Source organism: Auraticoccus cholistanensis (assembly GCF_009742705.1).
GTDB lineage: Bacteria > Actinomycetota > Actinomycetes > Propionibacteriales > Propionibacteriaceae > Auraticoccus > Auraticoccus cholistanensis.
Genome location: NZ_WPCU01000010.1, coordinates 753189 through 774498 on the forward strand (window position 1 = coordinate 753189; position 21310 = coordinate 774498).

Annotated in this window: 19 protein-coding genes and 2 tRNA genes; 16 read left to right on the forward strand and 5 right to left on the reverse strand. The window is 73.5% G+C overall.

All coding sequences use genetic code 11. The annotated features are described in order from the left end of the window. The first annotated feature begins 27 nt into the window (after positions 1 to 27). The 12 genes from GC722_RS17035 to GC722_RS17090 all read left to right on the forward strand — a co-directional run bounded on the left by GC722_RS17035 (position 28) and on the right by GC722_RS17090 (position 11581). Positions 28 to 1239: a pyridoxal phosphate-dependent aminotransferase gene (locus tag GC722_RS17035; RefSeq protein ID WP_331715008.1), complete on the forward strand. Its 1212-nt coding sequence runs from the start codon at positions 28 to 30 to the stop codon at positions 1237 to 1239. Further along, positions 1236 to 2336 carry a mandelate racemase/muconate lactonizing enzyme family protein gene (locus GC722_RS17040; RefSeq protein WP_197430244.1) on the forward strand — a complete coding sequence of 367 codons (1101 nt, stop codon included), beginning with the start codon at positions 1236 to 1238 and terminating at the stop codon, positions 2334 to 2336. Before GC722_RS17035 ends, GC722_RS17040 begins: the two co-directional genes overlap by 4 nt. Beyond that, positions 2333 to 3562 (forward strand): M20 family metallopeptidase, encoded by a 1230-nt coding sequence (locus GC722_RS17045; RefSeq protein ID WP_156611929.1) that lies wholly within the window; start codon positions 2333 to 2335, stop codon positions 3560 to 3562. The genes GC722_RS17040 and GC722_RS17045 overlap by 4 nt, the downstream gene beginning before the upstream one ends. Beyond that, complete coding sequence (locus tag GC722_RS17050) at positions 3559 to 4374, forward strand: carbon-nitrogen hydrolase family protein (RefSeq protein WP_156611930.1); 816 nt, start codon at positions 3559 to 3561, stop codon at positions 4372 to 4374. The genes GC722_RS17045 and GC722_RS17050 overlap by 4 nt, the downstream gene beginning before the upstream one ends. Next, positions 4371 to 5519 (forward strand): M24 family metallopeptidase, encoded by a 1149-nt coding sequence (locus tag GC722_RS17055; protein WP_156611931.1) that lies wholly within the window; start codon positions 4371 to 4373, stop codon positions 5517 to 5519. The genes GC722_RS17050 and GC722_RS17055 overlap by 4 nt, the downstream gene beginning before the upstream one ends. Further along, positions 5516 to 5944 carry a RidA family protein gene (locus GC722_RS17060; RefSeq protein WP_197430245.1) on the forward strand — a complete coding sequence of 143 codons (429 nt, stop codon included), beginning with the start codon at positions 5516 to 5518 and terminating at the stop codon, positions 5942 to 5944. Before GC722_RS17055 ends, GC722_RS17060 begins: the two co-directional genes overlap by 4 nt. 7 nt (positions 5945 to 5951) lie before the next feature. Beyond that, positions 5952 to 6920 (forward strand): D-2-hydroxyacid dehydrogenase, encoded by a 969-nt coding sequence (locus GC722_RS17065; RefSeq protein WP_331715009.1) that lies wholly within the window; start codon positions 5952 to 5954, stop codon positions 6918 to 6920. A 217-nt stretch (positions 6921 to 7137) separates the two neighbouring features. Then, entirely contained in the window at positions 7138 to 8289 is a 1152-nt protein-coding gene (locus GC722_RS17070; RefSeq protein WP_156612184.1) for a MurT ligase domain-containing protein, read from the forward strand. Next, positions 8289 to 9020, forward strand: coding sequence for a type 1 glutamine amidotransferase (locus GC722_RS17075; RefSeq protein ID WP_156611933.1), 732 nt, complete (start codon positions 8289 to 8291; stop codon positions 9018 to 9020). Before GC722_RS17070 ends, GC722_RS17075 begins: the two co-directional genes overlap by 1 nt. Before the next feature lie 257 nt (positions 9021 to 9277). Continuing rightward, positions 9278 to 10141, forward strand: a complete 864-nt coding sequence (locus tag GC722_RS17080) for an aldo/keto reductase (protein WP_156611934.1) — start codon at positions 9278 to 9280, stop codon at positions 10139 to 10141. 72 nt (positions 10142 to 10213) lie between these two features. Next, positions 10214 to 10286: transfer RNA gene (locus tag GC722_RS17085), tRNA-Lys, on the forward strand. 101 nt (positions 10287 to 10387) lie between these two features. Then, positions 10388 to 11581, forward strand: a complete 1194-nt coding sequence (locus GC722_RS17090; RefSeq protein ID WP_156611935.1) for an NAD(P)/FAD-dependent oxidoreductase — start codon at positions 10388 to 10390, stop codon at positions 11579 to 11581. Positions 11582 to 11588: 7 nt separating this feature from the next. On the opposite strand, the gene GC722_RS17095 is transcribed toward GC722_RS17090, so the two are convergent. The 5 genes from GC722_RS17095 to GC722_RS17115 all read right to left on the reverse strand — a co-directional run bounded on the left by GC722_RS17095 (position 11589) and on the right by GC722_RS17115 (position 16883). Continuing rightward, entirely contained in the window at positions 11589 to 12836 is a 1248-nt protein-coding gene (locus GC722_RS17095; protein ID WP_156611936.1) for a DUF418 domain-containing protein, read from the reverse strand. A 106-nt stretch (positions 12837 to 12942) separates the two neighbouring features. Further along, positions 12943 to 13707, reverse strand: coding sequence for a carbohydrate ABC transporter permease (locus tag GC722_RS17100; protein WP_197430283.1), 765 nt, complete (start codon positions 13705 to 13707; stop codon positions 12943 to 12945). A 176-nt stretch (positions 13708 to 13883) separates the two neighbouring features. Then, positions 13884 to 14978: a carbohydrate ABC transporter permease gene (locus GC722_RS17105; RefSeq protein WP_331715010.1), complete on the reverse strand. Its 1095-nt coding sequence runs from the start codon at positions 14976 to 14978 to the stop codon at positions 13884 to 13886. Between the two features lie 119 nt (positions 14979 to 15097). Beyond that, positions 15098 to 16390: an ABC transporter substrate-binding protein gene (locus GC722_RS17110; protein WP_331715011.1), complete on the reverse strand. Its 1293-nt coding sequence runs from the start codon at positions 16388 to 16390 to the stop codon at positions 15098 to 15100. 184 nt (positions 16391 to 16574) lie between these two features. After that, a complete protein-coding gene (locus GC722_RS17115) occupies positions 16575 to 16883 on the reverse strand; it encodes a DUF3618 domain-containing protein (protein ID WP_197430246.1) in 309 nt (102 codons plus the stop codon). Positions 16884 to 16971: 88 nt separating this feature from the next. Here GC722_RS17115 and bcp point away from each other — a divergent pair, with 88 nt between their 5' ends. The 4 genes from bcp to GC722_RS17135 all read left to right on the forward strand — a co-directional run bounded on the left by bcp (position 16972) and on the right by GC722_RS17135 (position 21278). Further along, positions 16972 to 17451, forward strand: a complete 480-nt coding sequence (gene bcp, locus GC722_RS17120) for a thioredoxin-dependent thiol peroxidase (RefSeq protein ID WP_156611939.1) — start codon at positions 16972 to 16974, stop codon at positions 17449 to 17451. Positions 17452 to 17493: 42 nt separating this feature from the next. Continuing rightward, positions 17494 to 17579 (forward strand) — tRNA-Leu (locus GC722_RS17125). 150 nt (positions 17580 to 17729) lie between these two features. Next, positions 17730 to 19592, forward strand: coding sequence for a translational GTPase TypA (gene typA / locus GC722_RS17130; protein ID WP_156611940.1), 1863 nt, complete (start codon positions 17730 to 17732; stop codon positions 19590 to 19592). 132 nt (positions 19593 to 19724) lie between these two features. Continuing rightward, the gene (locus GC722_RS17135; protein ID WP_197430247.1) at positions 19725 to 21278 is read left to right on the forward strand and encodes a protealysin inhibitor emfourin; all 1554 of its coding nucleotides are present in this window, start codon (positions 19725 to 19727) and stop codon (positions 21276 to 21278) included. The last annotated feature ends 32 nt before the right edge of the window (positions 21279 to 21310 follow it).

Genomic DNA, 21310 nt, shown 5'->3' on the forward strand with positions numbered 1-21310 from the left:
CGCGGGTGAACCCCAGCAAGGAGAACCGTGTCCCACCTGCCCACCGCCCTGGCCCGACTCGACATGCCCGAGCTGAGCGAGCACATCGGCCTGTCGCTGCGAGACGCCGAGCGCGAGCTGGAGAACGGTCCGGGCCCCGCCGACCTGCTCGACGCCACCTACGCCAACACGCACCGCTTCCCGCCGCCGGACTGGGCGGTGGAGACCTTCGTGGCCGCGGCGGGCGGTGCGGGGATGACCTACACCCCCTACCGCGGCGACACCGGCGTGCGGGAGGCCGTCTCCCGCAACGTCCGCGAGGTGCTGGGGCTGCCCAGCGGCGACGGCCTCGAGCCGATCCTGACCCCGGGCACCCAGGGCGCGCTCTTCGTGGCGCTGGCCTCGCTGCTGGAGCCGGGCGACCTGGTCCTGCTGCCCGACCCCGACTACCTGTCGACCGAGCGGATGGTCCGCTACTTCGGGGCGGAGGTGCTCCGGATCCCGATGACCTTCCCCGACGACGACGGCCGGCCGGTGCTCGACCCCGAGGCGCTGGCCGAGGCGGCGGCACGCGGACCCAGGCTGATGGTCTTCTCCCACCCCAACAACCCGACCGGCATGGTCTACCAGGACTCCACCCTGCTGCAGATCGCCGAGCTGGCCGTCGAGCACGACTTCTGGGTGCTGGCCGACCAGCTCTACTGCCGCCTCGTCTACGACGGCCTGACCTTCACCCACCTGGCCAACCTGCCGGGGATGGCCGAGCGCACCGTGACCCTGCTGGGACCGTCCAAGACCGAGTCGCTGTCGGGCTACCGGCTGGGTGTGGGGCTGGCGCCCTCCTCGGTGGTGGCCCGGATGGAGGACGTGCAGTCCTGCACGGCGCTGCGCGCACCCTCCTACGCCCAGCACCTGCTGACCCGCTGGCTGGCCGACGACCAGGACTACCTGCGGCTGCGGGTCCGGGAGTACCAGGCGCTGCGGGACATGACGGTGGAGCGCATCAACGCCTCCGGCGTGATGCGGGTGCGTCCCTCCTGCGGCAGCTCCTACCTCTTCCCCGAGCTGCTCGTCGACGTCGGCGACCGCGAGATCTCGCTGCGGCTGAAGCGGGACGCCGGCGTCGTGGTCAACCCCGGCTACCAGTTCGGGCTGGGCGGTCTGGGGCACATGCGCCTCTGCTTCGCCCAGGACGAGCAGGAGTGGTCGGCGGCCCTGGACCGGGTGCTGGACGTGGTCGCCGGGTACCCGCTCCGGTGAGCGCCGTGCCCGACGAGGCCGGCGCGCTGGTCCTGCAGGGCCTGCGGTGGTGGTCGGTCCGGCACCCGCTGCGTCGCCCGCTGGCGCACGCCTCGGTCACCACGTCCACCCTGCAGGCGCTGGTGGTCCGCGCCGACTTCGCGGGCGTCTCGGGGTGGGCGGAGGTGCGCACCGACGGCGGCTACGCCACCGGCGAGGACGCGGCCGTCGTGCTCACCGCCCTGACCGGCACCCCGCTGCTCGGCCGGACGGTGCAGCAGGGCACCGCCGGGCTGCTGCCCCGGTCCCGGCTGGCGGCGATGGCCCTCGACGTCGCCGCCCACGACGCGGCCGCCCGCCTGGCCGGGCGTCCCCTGCACCGGCTGCTCGGCGGCCCGCCCACCAGCCGGCTGGCGACCCACGCCCAGGTCCCCTTCGGCACGGTCGAGGAGGCCGGGGTCCGGGCCCGCGAGGCGGTCGGCGCCGGCTTCACCCGGATCAAGATCCGCGTCGGCGGACCGGACGTGGGCCACGACGTGGCCCGGGTGGCCGCCGTGCGGGCCACCGCGGGGGACGGCGTCGAGCTGCTGACCGACGCCAACGCCGGCTGGGACGTCCCCCGCGCGGTCGAGGCGGCCCGCCGGCTCGCCGCGCTCGGGGTCAGCTGGCTGGAGCAGCCGGTGTCCGGGGTGGCCGACCTGGCCCGGGTGAGCGCCGCCGGCGGCGTCCCGGTCCGGGCCGACGAGTCCGCCCGCGACGCCCGGGCCGTCGCGGACCTGGCCGCCGCGGGTGCCGTGCAGGGCGTCCACCTCAAGCTGGAGAAGTGCGGCACCGTCGCCGCGCTGCGCGCCGCCGTGTCCGCGGCCCGCTCGGCCGGGCTGTCGGTCGCGCTGGGCCAGATGGACCAGGGACGTCTGGGCTGCGCGGCCACCACGGCGCTCGCCGTCGGGCTCGGCGTCGAGGAGGCCGAGCTGTGGGGCTGCGCCGACATCGACGCCGCCGACGACGTCGCCGGCCCCCTCACCCTGCTCGACGGCGCGGTCCTGGTCCCCCAGGGGCCCGGGCTCGGCGTCGAGACCACCCTCACCGCACCACCGTCAGGAGCCCTGCCACGATGACCGACCAGACCGCCCGCGTCGCACCGCCCTCCGGCGCGCCCGCCCCCGACGTCCCCGCCCCCGACGTCCCCGCCCCCGACGTCCCCGCCCTCGACGTGGTCGCGCTCACCCGCGCGCTGGTCGCGGTGGACAGCACCAACCCCGGCGGCGACGAGCCCGCCGCCCTCGCCGTGCTCGCCGACCTCTTCAGCAGCCGCGGGCTGTCGCCGGAGGTCGACCGCTACCGCGACGGCCATGCCAACCTCGTGGTCCGGGTCCCCTTCGGCCCCGGGCCCACGCTGATGCTCAACTCCCACATCGACGTGGTCCCGGCCGGCGGCGGCTGGGCCCACGACCCCTTCACCCCAGTGGTGGCGGACGGGCGCCTGTACGGCCGGGGCAGCGCCGACGCCAAGGGCAGCCTGGCGGCGATGGCCGTCGCGCTGCTGGAGCTGGTCGACTCAGGCGCCGCGCTGTCCGGCACCGTGGTCTTCACCGCCGTCGGCGACGAGGAGGGCGGCAGCACCGGCGCCCGCCACCTCATCACCTCGCTGCGCCCCGACGCCTGCGTGGTGGGCGAGCCCACCGGTCTGCAGCTGCTGTCGGCGCACAAGGGGTCGGTGCGTCCGGTGATCGAGGTCCGGGGTGTCCCGGCGCACGCCGCCACCCCGCACCTGGGCGCGAACGCGGTCGAGGGCGCGGCCGAGCTGGTGCTGGAGCTCCGCCGGCTCGCCGTCGAGCTCCTCGACCGCGACCACGAGCTGACCGGCGGGCCCACCATGACCACCGTCTTCGTCAGCGGCGGCGAGGCGCCGAACGCCGTGCCGGAGCGCTGCCGGATCACCCTCGACCGCCGGCTGGTGCCCGGCGAGGACGACGCCGGCGCGCTCGCCGAGGTGCAGGCCGTGCTCGACCGGTTCAACGCCGGCCACCCCCGGCTGAGCGCCGCCGTCGTCGAGTGCGCACCCAGCACGGGCGGCCCCTCGGAGACCCCGCGCGACCACCCCTTCGTGGCCGCCGCGGTGGCCGGCATGGCGGCCGCCGGCGAGCGCACCGACCTGGGCGGCCTGGTCGTCAACTGCGACATGACGACCTTCCGCGCCGCGGGGGTGCCGACGGTGATCGTCGGCCCGGGCACCCTGGAGGTGATGCACGCCATCGACGAGCACGTGCCCGTCGAGCAGCTGCACCGGGCGGTGGCCGTGCACCGGGCCATCGTCGAGAGCTACCTGGCCGGTGCCCGGTGAGGCTCGCCCTGGCCCAGTGCGGGCCCGCTCCCGACGCCGACCCCGTCGCCGGCTCCGTCGCGGCCGTGGCCGCCGCGGTGACCCGTGCCGGCGAGCAGGGCGCGGAGCTGGTCGCCACCAGCGAGCTGGTGGTGGGCGGCTACCGCACCGACCTGATCCGGCAGGGCGACCTGCCGACGGTGCTGGCGGGGCCCGGCGACCCCCGGCTGGACCCGCTGCGGGAGGCGACCCGCCGCTCGGCCACCACCGCCCTGGTCGGGGCGGCGGTCGCCGGCCCCGCGGGCGCGCTCAACGCCCTGCTCCGCATCGCCCCGGACGGCGAGGTCGACGTCGTCTACGCCAAGGTCCACCTCTGGGAGGAGGAGCGGCGGGTGTTCGTGCCCGGGTGGGGGCCGGTCCTGCTGGAGCACGCCGGGGTCCGGATCGGGCTGGGCATCTGCTACGACGCCGCCTTCCCCGAGTACTGCCGGGCGCTGGCCCGCAGCGCCGACCTGCTGCTGTTCTCCTCCGCCTTCGCCGCCGGCGAGGAGGAGCGCCGCTACGACATCTACCACCCGTCCCGGGCGCTGGAGTCGGGCGTGCACGTCGCCGTGGTCAACGCCGTCGGCGAGCAGGGCGGTGCCACCTTCTTCGGCCGCAGCCAGCTCCTCGACCCCTGGGGGCGGCGCACCGCCGTGGCCGGGGACGCGCCCGAGGTCGTCGTGGTCGACGTCGACCCGGCGGCGTGCCGCACCGCCCGCCAGCAGCTGCCCTACCTCCAGGACCTCCAGACCCACTACGCCGTCACCACCGCCGGAAGGAACCCGTCATGACCCCCGTCTTCAGCCGCGAGGAGCAGAGCTCGCGCCTCCACCGCTTCCAGCGCCAGCTGCAGCAGCAGTCCCTGGACGTCGCCGTGGTGAACACCCCCGAGAACATCTGCTGGCTGACCGGCCACGAGACCTCCGGCTACTACACGTACCAGTGCCTGGTGGTGCCCGCCGAGGGCGAGCCGACGCTGCTGCTGCGCGAGACCGAGGTGGTCAACGGCGAGGCCACGACGTACCTGGACGACATCCGCGGCTTCGCCGACACCGAGGACCCGCTGCAACGCACGGCCGACCTGGTCCGCTCCCACGGCAGCTTCTCGCGGGTGGGCCTGGAGTCGCGCTCGTGGTTCTTCGTGCCGGAGAACCACTCCCGCCTGGTGGCTCTCCTGGGCGCGACGGAGGTGGTCGGCGTCGACCAGCTCGTCGCGCAGCTGCGGCTGGTCAAGTCGCCGGCCGAGATCGAGCGGCTGCGGGCCGCCGCGGCCATCACCGACGCCGGGGTCCGGGCGGCGGCGCTGGCGGCCGTCCCGGGCGCCCGCGAGCGGGACGTCGCGGCGGTGGCCTTCGCCACCATGATCCAGCAGGGGTCGGAGTACGTCGGCATGGAGCCGTTCGTGGCGTCGGGGCCGCGTGCCGGCAACATCCACGCGTCCTGGTCCGACCGGGTCATCCAGCCGGGCGAGGGCGTGCTGCTGGAGATGGCCGCGTCCAGCGGGCGCTACCACGCGCCCCTGATGCACACCGTCTGGACGGGTGAGCTGGACCCGGTGGCCGCCGCGATGGCCGAGGCCTGCCGGGCGGCCCGCGACGCCACCGTCGCCCTCGTGCGTCCCGGTCGCACGCCGGCCGAGGCGCACGCCCGCTGCCGCGCCACGGTGGACTCCTTCGGGCTGCTGGACACCTACCGCAAGCGCAGCGGCTACTCCGTCGGCATCGCCTTCGCCCCCGACTGGGGCGAGGGGCACATCCTGTCGCTGCAGGAGACCGAGCACCGCGAGTTCCAGCCGGGCATGGTGGTGCACGTGGTGCCCACGCTGCGCCGGGCCGGCGTGGGCGGCCAGGGCTTCTCGGCCACGGTGCTGGTCACCGAGGACGAGCCCGAGGTGCTGACCAGCTGCGACGTCACCGAGCCCGGGAGCCGACCGTGACCGCGGCGCCGCGGCCGGCCGGTGCGTACCGGGTGGCGCTGCGGCACGGCGACCAGGTGTTCGTGGCGGGGATGACCCCGCGCGAGGGCGACACCCTGCTGGTCACCGGCCAGGTGGGCAGCACCGTCGGCCTGGACGAGGGCGCCCGGCTGGCCGGGGTCGCCGCCCGGCGGGCCCTGGACGCGGCCACCACCTGCCTGACCGGGTCCGAGCGGCTGCTGCCGCTGTCGATGACGGTCTACGTCAGCACCCGCGAGGCCGACCTGCCGCTGTCCGCCGTCGCCGACGGGGCGTCGGAGGTGGTGGCGGAGGCGACCGGCTCGCTGCCGGTGCGGGCGGCCGTCGGCGTGTCCGGTCTCCCCGGCGGGGCCCCGGTCGAGGTGTCGCTGGTGCTGACCGCGGTGGGCGGGGGTGACGGTGGCTAGACCGCGGGTGACCGTGCTGGAGGGTGACGTGCCGGTGCAGGGGCTGGAGCCGCTGCAGGACCTCGTCGACCTCGTGGTGGTGGACGCGGCCGGTTTGCCGGCGGTGCTGCCGAGCACCGAGGCGCTGTTCCTGTGGGACTTCTTCTCCGACGCCGCGCCCGACCTGGTGGCCCGTGCTCCCCGGCTGCGCTGGGTGCACGTGGCCGCGGCCGGGGTGGACCACCTGGTCACCCCCGAGCTGGCCGCCTCCGAGGTGGTGGTCACCAACGCCCACGGCGTCTTCGACCGTCGCATCGCCGAGTACGTGCTGGCCTGCGTCAGCGCCCACCTCAAGGACCTGCCCGCCACCTGGGCCGACCAGCCGGCACGACGCTGGCGCACCCGGGAGACCACCGACCTGGCCGACCGGTCGGTGCTCGTGGTCGGCGCCGGGGGCGTCGGCCGGGCCTGCGCCCGCCTGCTGGGCGCGGTCGGGATGCGGTGCCGGCTGCTGGGCCGCACCGCGCGCACCGACCCGGAGCACGGTCAGGTCCTCGGGGCCGACGACCTCGCCGACGCGGTGGCCGAGGCGGACGTGGTGGTGATGGCGGCGCCGCTGACGGAGCAGACCGAGGGGCTGCTGTCGCGGCAGGTGATCGCCCGGATGCGGCCGGGGTCCTTCCTGGTCAACGTGGGCCGGGGGCGCACGGTGGACCAGGCCGCGCTGACCGAGGCGCTGCTGTCCGGGCACCTGGCGGGGGCCGCGCTGGACACCTTCGTGGTCGAACCGCTGCCGGCCGACGACCCGCTGTGGGACCTGCCGCAGGTGCTGGTGTCCCCGCACACGTCGTCGCGGACGGGGAGCTGGCGGGCCGAGCTCGCCGCGCAGTTCTGCCGGCTGTGCCGGCGCTGGGTGGACGGGCAGCCGCTGTCCCCCGTCGTCGACACCGGCCTCGGCTTCGTCCCCGCGGCGCCGGCGCCCCCGCCGGGGAGCTGAGGTCCGGGGTGTCGGGCGCGGGGGCAGGTCGCCGGCGGCGGGCACAATGGCCCCCATGACGACGCAGACCCTGCAGCGCCCGGCCGCCCCCGCGGCCCCCCGGAGCCCGGTCCGCCGGCTGCGCTCCCGGCTGGCCCGGCTGGCCGGAGGGGCGGCGGCCGCCGCGTCCCGGTTGAGCGGGCGGGGCAGCGGTGCGTCGATCCGCGGCCAGGTCATGCTGCGTCTCGACCCCGACGCCCTGGCCACGCTGCTGCAGGGACGCCGGATCGTCGCGGTCTCCGGCACCAACGGCAAGACCACCACCACCCACCTGCTCGCGGCGGCGGTCCGCCAGGGTCTGGGCGACCAGGCGCACCGGCTGGTCACCAACGCCGACGGCGCGAACCTGCACCACGGCATCGCCTCGGCCCTCAGCCGGTCCCCCCGCGCCGACGTGGCCGTGCTCGAGACCGACGAGCGGGTGGTGGCCGACGTCGTCCGGCTCGGCCGGCCCGAGGTGCTGGTGCTGCTCAACTTCAGCCGCGACCAGCTCGACCGCCACCACGAGATCAAGGCGCTGGGCCGCTCCTGGCGCAACGCCCTGGAGGCCGCCGGCGAGGACGGCCCGGTGGTGGTGGCCAACGCCGAGGAGCCGCTGATCGTCTGGGCGGCGCAGACCGCCCGCCGGGTGGTGTGGGTCGACACCGCCAGCACCTGGCAGCAGGACGCCTCGCTGTGCCCCCAGTGCGGTGCCGGGCTGGCCCGCACCCAGCCGGACCCGGAGACGGGCGAGGGCGGGGACTGGAGCTGCACCGGCTGCGAGCTGGCGGAACCGCGGGCCGACCTGCGGGTCCGCGACGGCGAGATCGTCGACGCCGACGGCCGCCGCTGGCGCCCCGACCTGCAGGTGCCGGGCGCCTTCAACGTCGGCAACGCCGCCCACGCGCTGGCGGCCGCCCGGCTGCTCGGGGTGGGCACCGAGGACGCACTGGCCGGGATGCACACCGTCACCGCCCCGGCGGGACGCTTCGCCACCGCCCGGTTCGGGGACACCACCGCCCGGCTGCTGCTGGCCAAGAACCCGGCCGGGTGGGCCGAGGCGCTGCCGCTGGCCACCACCTCCACGGTCGTGCTGGCCATCGACTCCGCCGCCGCCGACGGCCGCGACGTCTCCTGGCTGTGGGACGTGGAGTACGAGCAGCTGGCCGGCCGGAACGTGGTCTGCACCGGGCCGCGGGCGGTCGACCTGGCGGTGAGGCTGCGCTACGCCGAGGTCGAGCACCAGGTCGAGCCCGACCTGGCCCGCGCCCTGGCCGGGCACCCCGAGCCGGTGGACGTCATCGCCACCTACACCCCGTTCCAACGACTCCGCCGGATGGGAGGCGTCTGATGCCCAGCACGCCCGAGAAGGTCCACGTCGCCCTCGTCTACCAGTCGCTGCTGGGGATCTACGGCGACCGCGGCAACGCCACCGTGGTGACCAAGCGGCTGCAGTGGCGCGGCTTCGAGCCGGTGCTGACCGTCGTCGAGCCCGGCGACCCGCTCCCCCAGGACGCCCACATCTACCTGATCGGCGGCGGTGAGGACGCCGCGCAGATCTCCGCGGCCCGGCTGCTGCGGGCCGACGGCGCCCTGCAACGGGCGGCCGAGCGCGGGGCGGCCGTCTTCGGCGTCTGCGCCGGCTACCAGATCCTGGGCCGCTCCTTCACCGTGGGCGAGCACGACCAGGTCACCGAGGGTCTGGGGCTGCTCGACGTCACCACCACCCGCGGCCCGCAGCGCGCGGTCGGTGAGCTGCTGGGCACCTGGTCCGGCGCCGACGGCGAGGCCCGCCACATCACCGGCTTCGAGAACCACGGCGGCTGGACGACCCGCGGCCCCGACGCGGAGCCCTTCTGCACCGTCGAGGTCGGCATCGGCAACGGCGACGGCACCGACGGCGCGGTCAACGGCACGGTCATCGGGCTCTACCCCCACGGTCCGCTGCTGGCCCGCAACCCGGCGCTGGCCGACCACGTGATCTCCCTCGGCCTAGGCGGGCGCGAGCTGCCCCCGCTGGACCACCCCGAGATCGCCGAGCTCCGGCGCCAGCGGCTGGCCGCCGTCCGCCCCGGCCGCTGACCCCGCCGCCCCGGGACACCCCCGGCCTCACAGCCGTCCCGCACCCTCACAGCCGTCCCGCACCCTCACAGCCGTCCCGTGGCAGGCTCACAGCCGCTCCGTCGCCTTCACAGCCGCTGCAACGGCTGTGAAGGCGCCCGAAGGGCTGTGAAGCTCGACCGGTCCGGGACGCACGGGCGCGAGCACGAGCCGGGGTGGGGCCGGGGACGCCCCGGGTCGACGAGGGGTCGCCGACGCCCGCCGCTACGGTGAGCAGCATGCAGACCCGCACCCTCGGACCCTTCACCGTCTCCGCGATCGGCCTCGGCGCCATGCAGCTCTCGATGAGCAGCAAGCCGCTGCCCGACGAGGCCCAGGCCACCCGCACCATCCACGCCGCCCTGGACGCCGGCATCAACTTCATCGACACCGCCGACATCTACGCCCCCTCCTGGGACGCCATGGGCCACAACGAGCTGGTGGTGGCCCGCGCGCTGAAGAGCTGGGGCGGTGACCGGGACTCCGTCGTGGTCGGCACCAAGGCGGGCATCACCCGCGGCGAGGGCGAGACCTGGGGCCGCGACGGCTCCGCGGAGTACCTGAGGGCCGCGGTCGAGAAGGCGCTGACCCGGCTCGAGGTCGACGTCATCGACCTGTTCCAGTGGCACCGCCCCGACCGCTGGAAGGTCTACGGCGAGGTCGTCCAGGTCTTCGCCGACCTCAAGGCGGAGGGCAAGATCAAGGCCGTCGGGATTTCCAACGCCAACGTCGAGGAGATCGAGGTGGCGCTCGAGGTGCTGGGCGAGGGTGGGCTGGCCAGCGTCCAGAACGAGTTCTCCCCCCGCTTCCGCAGCTCGGCCGACGAGCTGCGGCTGTGCGGCGAGCACGGGGTCGCCTTCCTGCCCTGGAGCCCGCTGGGCGGCGCGTCCGAGGCCGCCGAGCCGGGCGGGCGCCACACCGCCTTCGCCGAGATCGCCGCCGAGCGGGGGGTCAGCCCGCAGCAGGTGGTGCTGGCCTGGGAGCTGGCGCAGGGCGAGCACGTCATCCCCATCCCCGGCGCCAGCCGTCCGGAGTCGATCGTCGACAGCGCCCGCGCCGCCGACCTGCAGCTGACCGAGGAGGAGTTGGCCCGTCTCGACTGAGCAGCCCCTCCCCGCTCTGCCCGGTTCTGATTTCGTCCGCGAGGACTTCTGCGGTAACGTGTGCTTCCGCGCGCACCGCTAGCTCAACTGGCAGAGCAGCTGACTCTTAATCAGCGGGTTCAGGGTTCAAGTCCCTGGCGGTGTACAGCTGGAGCCCCTGGTCCGAGCCTCTCGGACCAGGGGCTCTCCCTTTCCCCGGCCCGACCCACCGGCGGCCCTCCCGCGGCCCAGACGTAGGCTCGGGGGATGGCACCCGCTCCGGTCGACCGCTCCCACGACGTCCTCGTCGTGGGCGGCGGCAACGGCGGCATCTCGACCGCGGCCCTGCTGCTCCGGCGCGGCTGCCCCGACGTCGGGCTGGTCGACCCGTCCGAGACCCACTGGTACAAGCCGCTGCAGAACTACGTGGGCGGCGGGCTCTGCGACCTGGACGAGCTGCGTCGCCCGCAGGCCTCGGTGGTCCCCCCGGACGTCCACTGGCACCGCACCGCGGCCGTCGCGGTCGACCCGGCGGCCCAGGTCGTCACCTGCGCCGACGGCACCCGCATCGGCTACGGCGACCTGGTGCTCTCCCCCGGCGGGCAGCACGACTGGTCCCAGGTGCCCGGGGCGGGTGAGGCGGTGACGGACGGCCGGGCCGTCAGCACCTACGTCGGCGAGCGGGCGCCCGAGGTCTGGCGCCAGGTGCAGGCGCTGCGGTCCGGCACCGCCGTGTTCACCATCCACGCCGGCCCCTCGTCGGGACGCGAGACCGTGCTGAAGCCGATGTTCATGGCCTGCGACCACTGGCGCAGCGCCGGGGTGCTCGACGACATCGACGTCGTCCTGGTCTGCGACACCGGGCGCATCCACCCGGTGGCGCGGATCGAGCAGGAGATCCGGACGCACCTGGCCGGCTACGGCATCACGGTGCGGGAGCACACCGCGGTCGTCGCCGTGGAGGACCGGGTGGTGGTGCTGGAGTCCCCCGACGGCCCCGAGCGGCTCCCGTTCGACCTGCTGCACCTGCTGCCGCCCTACCGGGCCCCCGCCTTCCTGGCGGACTCCGGACTGGACGCCGAGGGCACCCGGGGCTACGCCGCGGTCGACCCCGAGACCCTGCAGCACCCCGCCCACGGACGCATCTGGTGCATCGGCGACGGGGCCGACCTGGGCACCGCCCGCACCGGTGGCGGCCTGCGCCGTCAGGTGGCCGTCGTCGTGGAGAACATCCGGCGGTCGCGGCGAGGCGAGGAGCTGCAGCGCTACGACGGCTACACCGTCGGTCCGATCACCACCTCGCGGAGCCGGCTCTCGCTCGGCGAGTACGACCGCACCGACCGCCTCACCCCCAGCATCCCGCTCGTCGACACCGTCCGCAGCCGGCGGGTGTGGTGGGTGGTGGACCGCTACCTGCTGCCGTGGACCTACTGGCACCGCATCCTCAAGGGCCGGGTCTGAGCGCCGCTCACCCCGGCCGCGGCACCGCCCGGCGCGGGTAGGACAACCACCGCAGCAGCGTCTCGGCCGGCCCGCGACGCCCCGCCCGCTCCAGCGCCACCGCGCCGGCCACCGTCAGCAGCCACACCCCGACGGCGAGGGCGGCGGTGCCCGCGCTCCCCAGCCAGCCGCCGACGCCGAGCCCCCAGGCGGCCAGCAGCGGCGCGCACAGCACCGACTGCGCCAGGTAGCACGACAGCGACCGCTTGCCGACCGCGGTGAGCGCCAGCACCGGCCCGCTGCCGGCACCGCGTCGGCCCAGCCGGGCGGCCAGCAGACCGAACAGGGCCACGTAGCCGACCCCGCCGGCCAACCCGGTCACCGACTGGGTGACCGAGAAGACCCACGACACACCGTCGGGGACGCCCAGCACGCCGACGTGGTGCAGCGCGTGCGGGAGCCCACCCAGCCAGGCCACCGAGATCCCGGCCACCGCGACCCGGCGCAGCAGCAGCCGGTGCTGCTCGGGGTGCTCCAGCACCCCGTGCCGGGCGGCCCAGAACGCCAGCAGCACGCAGATCGGGATCACCAGGCTGAGCACGCCCTGACCGAGCACCAGGAAGGGCCAGACACCGAGTCGGACCGGCACCGACGCCGGCCAGCTCTCGATCCCGTTGATGCCCTGCACGAGCTCCAGGAAGCTCTCCGAGGAGCCCACCGGCACGCCGAGGACGACCAGTGCCACCGCCGCCCCCACCGCCAGCACCGCCGACGTGGCGAGCAGCGAGAACAGCACCGCCGCCCAGACGACGAGCGTGGTGTCGCGCCGGCGCAGGAAGGCGGCCACCGCCACCAGACCGACGAGGCCGTAGGCCCCGAGGATGTCGCCGTACCAGAGCAGCCCGGCGTGCAGCAGCCCGAGCAGCAGCATCCACAGGTGACGCCGGCGCAGCACCCGGCGGACGTCGCGCTCGGGCACCCCGGCGGCGGTCTGGCGCCGGTGCAGCTGCACGATGCCGTAGCCGAACAGGAAGGCGAACATCGGGTACACCCGGGAGTCGACCGCGGTGATGACCACCGCCTGCACGACCCGGTCCAGCACACCGCCCTCGGCGGGGTGGACGGTCGTCAGCCCCGCAGGGGTGCCGTACAGGTACCACGGCGTGTTGGCCAGGGCGATCAGCAGCAGCATGGCCCCACGTGCCAGGTCGGGGGCCAGCGACCGGCCCGGCCCGCGCAGCGAGGTGGGTGCCGCGGTGGCCACGGGAGTGCTCATGCCCCGGATGCTGCCAGCGGCCGGCGACGTGACGGATCCGGGAGCGCCAGGAGGGGTCCCCGGGGCTGCCCCGGAGACCCCTCCTGCGAGGTGGCGCCTCAGCGGCTCACTTGACGCCGCCGGCGGTCAGACCGGCCACGATGCGGCGCTGGAAGATCAGCACCGCGATGAGCAGCGGCACGGTGACCACCACGCCGGCGGCCATGATCGTGCCGTACGGCGTGTCGTAGCCGTACTGGCCGGTGAACTTGCTGATGGACACGGTCGCGGTCTGCATGTCCTGGTCGCGGCCGAAGGTCAACGCGATGATGAACTCGTTCCACACCGCGATGAAGGTGATGATGGCGGTGGTGAACACACCCGGTGCGGCCAGCGGCAGGATCACCTTGCGGAACGCCTGACCGGGCGTGCAGCCGTCCACCATGGCCGCCTGCTCCAGCTCGACCGGCAGCTGGCGGAAGAAGGCGGTCAGGTTCCACACGCACAGCGGCATGGCGAAGGACAGGCTCGGCAGCACCAGCGCCTGGTAGGTGTTCATCCAGTTCACCGGGAACCACTCGTAGGTGCCGGTGAACATCTTCAGCAGCGGGATGATCAGCGTGATGCCCGGGAACATCGAGGTCGCGATGATGATGGCCAGGATGATGCCCTTGAAGCGGAACCGCAGCCGGGCCAGGGCGTAGGCGGCGATGATGCCGAACAGCAGCGTCAGGAGCGTCGTCACGCTGGAGACGATGAGCGAGTTGCCCAGCGAGACCATGAAGTTGTTGTTCCCGGCGAAGACGCCGACGAAGTTCTCGAACGACACCGGGCTGGGCAGCAGCTCGGTGCTGCGGCCCTCGTCGGGCGTGCGGAGCGCGGAGACCACCATCCAGTAGAACGGCAGGATGCAGTAGATGACGATCAGCGCCATGCCGACGTAGGAGGCGATCTTGCCGACCGTGCTGCGGGCCGAGCGCTTCGGCTTGTTGAGCTGGGCGATCTCCTCGGCGGTGGTGTGGTGCTGGACGGCGATCTCGTCCAGGCTGGTGCGTGCGGCGGTGGTGCTCACGGCATGCCTCCTGAGGTGATGCTGGTGCGCTGCTTGCCGGTGCGCGAGCCGGCCAGCTTGCCCTCGGCCTTCTTGCGGCGGCGCTGCTCGCGCAGGGCCTTGCTCTCCTCGTCCCCGACCACGTCGGCTCCCAGCAGCTTCACGAAGATGAAGGCCACCAGCACGATGTAGAGGAACAGCACGATCGAGTAGGCGGCGGCCGGTCCGTAGCGGGTGGCGTTCGCCTCCTCGTAGGCGAACATCGACAGCGTCTCGACCGAGTACTTGGCCGGGCCGATCATCGCGTAGGGAGCGTCGAAGATGCGCAGCGTGTCGAGGGTGCGGAAGAGCACCGCCACCACGAGGGTCGGCTTCACCATCGGCAGCGTGATCCGCACGAACTGCTGCCAGACGCTGGCCCCGTCGACCTTGGCCGCCTCGTAGACCTCGGCGGGGATGGTCTGCAGCCCGGCCAGCACCAGCAGGCCGATGAAGGGCGCCGTCTTCCAGACGTCCATGATCACCACGGCCCAGAACGAGGAGAAGTTGTCGGCCAGCCACAGCACCTGGGCTCCGAGGATGCGGTTCATGATCCCCGCCTCGTCGAAGATCAGCTTCCACATCAGCGCCGACACGATCGTGGGGATGGCCCACGGCACCAGGATCCCGGCCCGGACGATGCCGCGGCCGCGGAACGCCTTGGACATGATCAGCGCCATCGCGACGCCGAGCACGGTCTCGATCAGCACGCAGACCAGGGTGAAGAGGCTGGTGTTGATGAACGCGTTGATGAAGCGGTCCAGCGTCCCCCAGGTGCTGGTGACGTTGTTCGTCCCGGCGAAGATGTCGGTGAAGTTGCGCAGCCCCACGAACTCCTCACCGCCCTGCAGCAGGCCGGTGTTGGGGTCGATGCCCTCGTTCTCGCGGAAGAAGGCCTCGCGGATGGACAGCAGGATCGGGATGCCGACGATCGCCACCAGGACGATCATCGTGGGCGAGATCAGGAACGCCGCCAGCTTGCCCTGCCCGTCGCTGAGCACGTTGGCCTTGCGCTTGTGGGTGTCACCCGGCGGCGGTTGCACCGCTCGGGACGCCTCGGTCACGGTCGCCACGAAAACCTCCTCGCAGTCGTGGGCGGCGTCGTCGCCGTCCGACGAGTCCGGCGTGGTCGCACCGTGGCGGTGCGACCACGCCGGCAGATGGGCGCGGGGGCCTGGTCAGGCCCGACGCGTCACTGGATCAGGCCGTCGAGCTTGGTCTGCAGGTCGGCGAAGGCCGCCTGCGGTTCGGTGTTGCCCTGCAGGGTGGAGTAGGTGGCGTCCTGGATGGCCAGGGTGACGTCGCCGTAGTTCACCACCTTCGGACGGGGGCGGGCGGTCTCGATGGAGGCCTTGAGGGTCTCCATGTACGGGTACTTCTCGATGAGCTCCGGGTCGGAGTACAGCGCCTCACGGGTGGGCGCCTGGGAGGTGGCCAGCGCGTTGCTCTTCTGGACCTCCTCCGAGGCCAGCCAGATCATGAAGTCCAGCGCGGTGCCCTTGTTCTCGGCGAACTTGCTGATCGCCCAGTTGTGGCCGCCGAGGCTGGAGATGCCGGGGCCGTTCAGGCCGGGCAGCGGCGCCACGGCGAACTTGCCGGCGATGTCGGACTCGCTGGCCAGGTTGTACACGTAGGGCCAGTTGCGGTGGAAGATCAGCTTGCCGTCCTGGAAGGCCTGGCGACCCTCCTCCTCGGTCCAGGTCAGGGCGGCCTGCGGGATCGTGCCGTCGGCGAAGGCGTCGCGCATCCAGGTCAGGCCGGCCACGGCCTCGGGGCTGTTGGCGGTGGGCTGGCCCGAGTCGTCGGTGATGTGCCCGCCGGCGCCGTCGACCGCCTCGGAGATGTTGACGGTGAGGCCCTCGTACTTCTGGTGCTGGCCGCCGTAGCAGTCGGCGTCGGCGGCCTCGTCCACCTCGGCCTTGATCGTCTCGCAGGCGGTCTTCATCTCGTCGTAGGTGGTGGGCGGCTCGAGGCCGGCCTCCTCCAGCCAGTCGGAGCGGTAGTACAGCAGGCCGCCGTCAGAGGTCGTCGGCACCGCGTACAGCTGGTTGAAGTAGGTGGCGGAGTCGATCGTGGGCTGCAGGAACCCGGTCAGGTCGATCTTGTCCTGCGGCAGCGGGTCGACGTACTGGTTGGCGGCGAACTCCGCGGTCCAGACGACGTCCATCGACAGGATCGTGTACTCGCTGCCCTGGGTCTCGGCGTTCTGGATCATCTGGTTGCGCTGCTGGTCGGCCTCGTCGGAGAGCTCGATCAGCTTGACGGTCTCATCCGGGTGCTCCGCGTTCCACTGGTCGACCAGGTTCTGCACGTTGCCCGACGTGTCCTTGCCCTGGACCATCGTGATCGGGCCGCGCTGCTCGTAGGCCGGGTCCTGCGACGCGGAGCCCGACGGAGCGGGTTCGCCGCCCTGGCCGCCGTCGCCGCCGCCTCCGCAGGCTGCCAGCGCCAGCAGAGCACTGGTCGACAGCGCTGCGATCGTCACCCGGCGGGTTCGCCGTGCAAATGACATGTGTGCCTCACTTCGTCGTAGAGAACAACACCCCGAACGGTGCCCCATTCACAGTACGCAGGCCCGGTGGCCCACGAACCCGGGCGGGGAACCCGGGATCACATCGTTATCAGAGAGCGACCATCACCGCCAGCACGTCGGCGCTTGCGTGCCGACGTCAACGCTTGCGGGTGAGCCGGCGGATCACCAGCACGAAGGCGACCAGGCCGCCGACGGCCCCGCCGATCAGCGCGATGCGGTCCCAGCGCCAGCCGTCGGCGTCCTTGATCTGGGACTTCGCCGCCTCGAGCTCGACGCGGGCCGCGCTCTTGGCGTCCTCGACCTGCCGCTGCACGATCCGGCGGGGGTGGACCTCGTCGACGACCTCCCGGACGTCCCCCGACAGCCGGGCCCGGGCGGCGGCGATGTCGGCCCGCGCCTGCTCGGCGGTCACCTTCGGTTGCTTCTTGCGCTTGGCCTCGGCCATCTCAGCTCCTTCGTGGTCGAGTCGCAAGCCTAGGACAGCGCCGCCGCGGGCGCGCCGCAGCCCCGTCGCCGGCAGTAGGGTGACCGCCATGACGAGCCAGCTGTCCCCCGGCGACACCGCCCCGGCCTTCACCCTGACCGACGCCGACGGCTCCCAGGTCTCGCTGTCGGACTTCGCCGGACAGCGGGTGATCGTCTACTTCTACCCGGCCGCGATGACCCCGGGCTGCACCACCCAGGCGATCGACTTCACCGCCGCCTCGGAGTCGCTGACCGAGGCCGGGGTGACGGTGCTGGGCATCTCCCCCGACGAGCCCTCCAAGCTGGCCGCGTTCGCCGAGAAGGAGTCCATCAGCTTCCCGCTGCTGTCCGACCCGGACCGCAGCACGCTGCGGGCCTGGGGCGCCTTCGGCTCCAAGATGCTCTACGGCAAGGACGTGCAGGGCGTGATCCGCTCCACCTTCGTGGTCGACGTCGACGAGCAGGGGGTCGGCACCGTCGCCGAGGCCCGCTACAACGTCCGCGCCAAGGGCCACGTCGAGAAGCTGCTGCGCGAGCTCGGCGTCTGAGACCCGCCGGTCCCGGCACTCCCTAGACTGGCGGCGGCTGCGGCCGGAGTGGTGGAACTGGCAGACACGCAGGATTTAGGTTCCTGTGCCCCCAGGGCGTGAGGGTTCGAGCCCCTTCTCCGGCACCAGCGGTGTGCCCACCTCGGGTAGACTCCGCGCGGCTGCCCCGCCGGCAGAGCTCTGCTCGCACCCGCAAGGCCTCGTGCCTCGCCGTCGCGAACCGCTCTCTGCCAGCGGCACCGTGGCGGCCAGACCCCACTCGACACGGAGAGCTCCGCATGCCCGTACGCCAGGATCTGCGCAACGTCGCGATCGTCGCCCACGTCGACCACGGCAAGACCACCCTCGTCGACGCGATGCTGTGGCAGTCCGGTGCCTTCCGCGAGGGCCAGGACGTCGACAACCGCGTGATGGACTCCAACCCGCTGGAGCGGGAGAAGGGCATCACCATCCTCGCCAAGAACACGGCCGTGGCCCACACCACGCCCAGCGGCGAGCAGGTCACCATCAACATCATCGACACCCCCGGCCACGCCGACTTCGGCGGCGAGGTCGAGCGCGGCCTGGAGATGGTTGACGGCGTCGTGCTGCTGGTCGACGCCTCCGAGGGCCCGCTGCCCCAGACCCGCTTCGTGCTGCGCAAGGCGCTGGCCAAGAAGCTGCCGATCATCGTCTGCGTCAACAAGGTCGACCGCTCCGACGCCCGGATCGCCGAGGTGGTCGAGGAGACCTACGAGCTGTTCATGGACCTCGTGGACGACGACCAGACCGACATCCTCGACTTCCCCGTGGTGTACGCCTCCGCCCGGGCCGGCCGCGCCTCGCTGACGGCCCCCGAGAACGGCGAGATGCCGGACTCCGACGACCTCGGCCCCTTCTTCGCCACGCTGCTGGAGCACATCCCCGCCCCGCAGTACGAGGAGGGCGCGACGCTGCAGGCCCACGTCACCAACCTCGACGCCTCGCCGTACCTGGGCCGGCTGGCGCTGCTGCGCGTGGTGGCCGGTGAGCTCCGGCGCGGCCAGCTGGTGGCCTGGTGCAGGTCCGACGGCACGGTGAGCAACGTCAAGCTCTCCGAGCTGCTGAAGACCGAGGCGCTGACCCGCGTGCAGGCCGACTCCGCCGGGCCCGGCGACATCGTGGCCATCGCCGGCATCCCCGACATCACCATCGGCGAGACGCTGTCCGACCCCGAGAACCCCAAGCCGCTGCCGCTGATCACCGTCGACGAGCCGTCGATCTCGATGACCATCGGCATCAACACCTCCCCGCTGGCCGGCAAGTCGGGCAAGAACCTGACCGCCCGGCTGGTGAAGGCGCGGCTGGACGCGGAGCTGATCGGCAACGTGTCCATCCGCGTGATGCCGACCGAGCGCCCCGACACCTGGGAGGTGCAGGGCCGTGGTGAGCTGCAGCTGGCGGTGCTGGTGGAGACCATGCGCCGGGAGGGCTTCGAGCTGACCGTCGGCAAGCCGCAGGTGGTCACCCGGGTCATCGACGGCAAGCTGCACGAGCCGGTCGAGCGGCTGACCATCGACATCCCCGAGGACTTCGTCGGCGTGGTCACCCAGCTGATGGGGCTGCGCCGCGGCCGGCTGGAGCAGATGGTCAACCACGGCACCGGCTGGGTCCGGGTGGAGTACCTGGTGCCGGCCCGGGCGCTGATCGGCTTCCGCACCGAGTTCCTCACCGAGACCCGCGGCACCGGTCTGATGCACCACGTCTTCGAGACCTACGAGCCGTGGTTCGGCGAGCTGCGCACCCGTCCCACCGGCTCCCTGGTGGCCGACCGCAGCGGCACGGTGACCGCCTTCGCGCTGTTCAACCTGCAGGAGCGCGGCACCATGTTCGTCTCCCCCGGCGCGGAGGTCTACGAGGGGATGATCGTCGGCGAGAACGCCCGCGCCGACGACATGGACGTCAACGCCTGCAAGGAGAAGAAGCTGACCAACGTCCGCTCCTCCACCGGCGACGAGCTGGAGCGGCTGATCCCCGCCAAGCTGCTCAACATGGAGCAGGCGCTGGAGTTCTGCCGCGAGGACGAGTGCCTGGAGATCACCCCCGACGCCGTCCGGATCCGCAAGGTCGAGCTGTCGGCCAACGACCGGGCCAAGACCCGCAACCGCAACAAGCGGGGCTGACGCGGGTCGACGTCGTGCGTCCGGGCCGGACCTGTGCCGGTCCGGGCGGTGCCGGTCCGGGGCGCGCAGGGGCTGGGAAGTGTCGGCGGTGTGCGCTGTGATGGGAGCACGTACCCGTCCAGGAGGCTCCCGATGTCCGACCCCCGCAGCGCCCCCGGTGCCCGCACCTGCGGCATCGTCCCCCCGTACCTGGTCCAGCGTCTGGTCGACCACCCCTCCGAGCGGGTGGCACGCGTGGCGCGGCACACGCTGAACCTCGACCGCTCCTTCCGCGCCACCCCGGCGCCCGGCCTGCGCGCCGCACCCACCGCGGGTGCCGTGGCGGAGGCTCCCGCCCCCGCCGAGCCGCGACGGCAGGTCTGCGACGCGGAGGGCACCACCACGCTGCCCGGGCGGCCGGTGCGGGCCGAGGGCGAGCCCGCCACCGGCGACGCCGCCGCCGACGAGGCCTACGACGGCCTCGGCGCCACCTGGCAGCTGTTCTGGGAGGCCTTCGGGCGCAACGCCCTGGACGGCCGCGGCGGTCCGCTGCTGGCCACGGTGCACTACGGCCAGAGCTACGACAACGCCTTCTGGGACGGCACCCAGATGGTGTTCGGCGACGGGGACGGCGAGGTCTTCCGCCGCTTCACGCTGTCGCTGGACGTGATCGGGCACGAGCTGGCGCACGGTGTCACCGAGCACACCGCCCGGCTGGTCTACCAGGGCCAGGCCGGCGCGCTGAACGAGAGCGTCTCGGACGTGTTCGGGTCCCTGGTGCGCCAGCGGGTGCTGGGCCAGACCGCCGAGCAGGCCGACTGGCTGATCGGCGCCGAGCTGTTCACCGACCAGGTGCAGGGGGTGGCGCTGCGCTCGATGAAGGCCCCGGGGACGGCCTACGACGACGACGTGCTGGGGCGCGACCCGCAGCCGGCCACCATGGCCGACTACGTCCAGACCTCCGAGGACAACGGCGGGGTGCACATCAACTCCGGCATCCCCAACCACGCCTTCTACCTGGCCGCCACCGCGATCGGCGGGCACGCCTGGGAGGGTGCCGGCCAGGTCTGGTACGACGTGCTGACCGGGGCCGACATCAGCCCCGAGTGCGACTTCGCCACCTTCGCCGCGCTGACGACCGCCGCTGCCGCGGCCCGCTTCGGCGAAGGCTCGGAGCAGGCCCGGGCCGTCGCCGCGGCGTGGCAGCAGGTGGGGGTCACCACGGCCACCGCGTCCGGCACGGAGCCGCTCGAGCCGGTGCCGCTGGGACCGGGGCCGATCGAACCGGTGCCCACCCCCGACCCGGACCACTCCGAGCCGTTCCCGCCGGGCCCGAGCGAGCCGGTGCCGGCGCCGGACCCCGAGCCGGGGGTGCCCGCCACGCCGGACGACCCGCCGATCCCCGCGGGGCCTGCCGGGGGCAGCACGGGGCCGGTGGAGCTGATCCGCTCCGGCGGGGTGGCCGGGGCGACCCGCCGGGCCCGGTTCGTGCCCGACGAGCTCGACCCGCCGGACGCCGAGGAGTGGCGGAGCCTGCTGCAGGACCGCTCCTTCTGGAGCCAGGTCGCCCAGCAGGGCCCGACCGCCGACGTCTTCACCTACCGGGTGATCGCGACCCAGGTGGGGCTGGACACCACCATCAGCGAGCAGGCGCTGCCCGACCCGGTGCGGGGCCTCGTGCACCGCACCCTGCGGCTGGGCGGCTGAGCGCAGGCGCGTCACCGGGCCCTGCAGACCAC